The 3,183-nt window shown below is 74.4% G+C and carries 2 protein-coding genes; both read right to left on the reverse strand.

Going from position 1 to position 3,183, the window contains the following annotated elements; translation table 11 throughout:
• The coding region (locus AB0C29_RS40535) for a glycoside hydrolase family 3 C-terminal domain-containing protein (RefSeq protein WP_360832279.1) at nucleotides 1-2,496 on the reverse strand (2,496 nt) is incomplete at its 3' end.
• A 298-nt stretch (nucleotides 2,497-2,794) separates the two neighbouring features.
• The coding region (locus AB0C29_RS40540; protein ID WP_360832281.1) for an ROK family protein at nucleotides 2,795-3,183 on the reverse strand (389 nt) is incomplete at its 5' end.

Here is a 3,183-nt window from a genome sequence, read left to right on the forward strand (position 1 = left end):
GCGAGGTCCTGCCCGAACGGCGGGCCGGCGGCGACGCGCTGCGGGCGGCGAGCCGTGCACGGTCAGGGTCGCGGTCGCCGTGATGTCGGTGCAGGAGCGGCCCGCGAGGATCGAGTGCCGGGCCGCCTCGACCACCGGCCGTTCCCCGACCACGTCGTAGAACGCCAGGTCGTCCACCCGCAGCGGCATCGTCACGGTGGCGCGCTCACCGGGCGCCAGCCGGACCCGCCGGAAGCCCCGCAACTGCCGCAGCGGCTGCTTGTCCCGCGACCGGCGCTGCCGGGTGTAGAACTGCACGACCTCGGTGCCCGGCCGATCGCCTACGTTGACGACGTCGACGCTGACCTCCACCTGCTCACCCGGTGCCGCCTGCTCGGCACTCAGCCGCAGGTCGTGGTGCTCGAAACGGGTGTAGCCCAGCCCGTGCCCGAACGGGTACAGCGGCCGGCCCCGGAAGTACAGGTACGTCGCGTCGCTGCCGATGATGTCGTAGTCGAGCAGGTCCGGCAGTTCGTCGGCGCCGCGGTACCACGTCTGCGGCAGCCGGCCGGTCGGCTCCACCGGCTCACCGTCGGGCGTCCCGCCCAGCAGCACGTCGGCCAGCGCGGAGCCGAACTCCTGACCGCCGTGGGCCGACCACACCAGCGCCGGCAGGTGCTCCTGCGCCCAGCCCACCGCGTACGGGTAACTGCTCGTCAGCACCAGCACGGTCCGCGGATTGGCCGCCCGTACGGCCCGCAGCAACGCCTCCTGCCGCGGCGGCAGCGCCAGGTCGATCCGGTCCTCGGTCTCGCGCCCGGCCACCATCGGATGGTTGCCCAGCAGCACCAGCGCCACGTCCGCGTCCCGGGCCAGCGCCGCGGCGGCCGCCACCCCGTCCTCGGCCAGCTCCAGCGTGAAGGCGGTGGCCGTGTCCTCGGTGGCGGCGTCCGCGCGCAGCACGCCGTCGGGGCCGGTCGCGACGTACCGGTTGCTCGCCAGGTGCCGCAGCACCACCGCGTCCCGGCGCCGGATCGGCTCGAAGGTCTCCCGGACCACCCACTCGCCCGGCTCCGGCCGGTCGTTGACCAGCACGCCGTTCTCGTCGGCCCGCACGTAGCGCCGGTTGGCGGCGGCGCGCAGCGTGATGGTGCCGCCGCCCCAGTCGAGCAGGTCGAACCCGGCCGTCAAGCCTGTGGTCGTCTCACCGACCCGCAGCGGGGCGCCGTCCGGAGTGTCGCCCGCGAGCACCGTCCCGGTGGCGGTCCGGAGCCGGACCCGGTCGACGCCCTCCGCGGTGCGCACGTTCTGCTCGCCGAGGCGCTCGGCCAGGCCGGCGCGGGCGGTCACCGCGTACGGCAGGGTGCCGCTGTACCAGTCCGCCAGCACGGTGTCGGCCAGCGGCCCCAGCACCGCGACCGTCGCGTCCGGTGCCAGCGGAAGCACCGCGTCGCTGTTCTTGAGCAGGACAACACTGCTCCGGGCCGCTTCCCGGGCGAGCCGCTGGTGCTCGACACAGTTGACCACTTCGGCGGTCGTGGCCGCGTACGGGTTGGGTCCCTCCGGGTCGAACTCGCCCAGCCGGAACCGGACCGCCAGGATGTGCCCGGCCGCCGCGTCCACGTCGGAGCCGCTGAGCAGGCCTCGCTCCAGCGCCTCGTGCAGCCGTTCCAAAGTCGCCGTGGCGTCCTCGGTGAAACAGTCGACCCCGGCGCGCAGCGCGGCGGCGAAGGCGGCCGCGTGGTCACTCAGATAGCCCTGCTCACCGGCGAGATTGCTGCACGCGTACGCGTCCCCCACGACCAGCACGTCGTCGGCGGTCCAGGTGCGCAGCTCGTCGGCCAGCAACGGGCTCAGGTGCGTCGGCCGCCCGTTGACCAGGTTGTACGACGCCATGACAGCGACCGCCGCGCCGGTGGCGATGGGCTCGCGGAAGGCCGGTAGCTCGTACTCGTGCAGCACGCGCGGAGGCAGGTCGCTCGACGTGAGGTGCCGCTCGGTCTCGTTGTTGTAGCCCAGGAAGTGCTTGAGCGTCGGCGCTGTCCGCAGGTAGCGCGGGTCGTCGCCGCGCAGCCCCCGGGCGTACACGCCACCCAGGACGCCGGTGAGCCAGGGGTCCTCGGCATACCCCTCCTCGTTGCGGCCCCAGCGCGGGTCCCGCAGCGGGTTGACCACCGGGGCCCAGACGTTGAGGCCCACGCCCGCCGGGTCCTTGTGGTGCAGTCCGCGCACCTCGTCGCCGACCGCCGCGCCGACCCGGCGCACCAGCTCCGGGTCCCAGCTGCTGCCCAGCCCGACGGACTGCGGGAAGACGGTGGCCTCGCCGAGCCAGGCGACCCCGTGCAGGGCCTCGGTCCCGGTGCGGAACGGTCCGACGCCGAGGCGCGGGACCGGGGCCTGGTGCTGGTGCAGCAGAGCCACCTTCTCCGCCAGGGTCAGCCGGCTGAGCAGGTCGGTGACCCGGTCGGCCAGCGGCCGCCCCGGGTCCCGGAACGTGCCACCGACCGGTTCGGTCATGGCTGAGCCTCAGCTGCCATGCCCTCGTGGCCCTCGCGGGTGGGGCCGCGGCGTGGTGCGGCTGGTTGCCGCTCGGTGCAGTCGGTCATGGCGGTGGTTCTCCTCGGCGTGGGATCGAGGCGGTGCCGGCCGGACCGTGGCTGCGGCCCGACCGTCGAAGCGCTTCGATGAGGATCCGGAAAAGGCTCCGCCGGGACCAGGGATTACATCCGTGTTACGGCGGAGCCTTCTGAGGTTGGCACCAGGCATCGACACCGGTCAAGAGGTACGGTGAGATCCGTCGATGCCCGGCGGGCGCTCACGCCGCCGGGGCCGGCAGCTTCCCCGCCTCGAGCCGGTCCAGCGCGAGCATCGCGCCGCCCAGCGCCGCCCCGTCCGGGTGCAGTGTGGACGCGGTGACCCGGCAGCCGATCTCGCCCGGCGCGCGGGACGCCAGCTCGGTCTCCACCGCCGGCAGCAGCCACGGCGCGAGGGTGGCGAAGCTGCCGCCGAGCACCACGACCTGCGGGTCCAGCAGCTCGGCCAGCATCGCCACGCCGCGGCCGAGCAGCGTGCCGGTCTCGGTGAGGGCCTTGACCACGTGGGCGTCGCCGTTGCCGGCCAGGGCCGTGATCCGCTCCAGCTCCGGGGCGAAGTCGACGATCGGGCCGTCCGGCGCGGTGTCCGGCAGGGCCCGGCGGACCAGCG

It is taken from the genome of Actinoplanes sp. NPDC048791 (genome assembly GCF_040650095.1).
Taxonomy (GTDB): Bacteria; Actinomycetota; Actinomycetes; order Mycobacteriales; family Micromonosporaceae; genus Actinoplanes.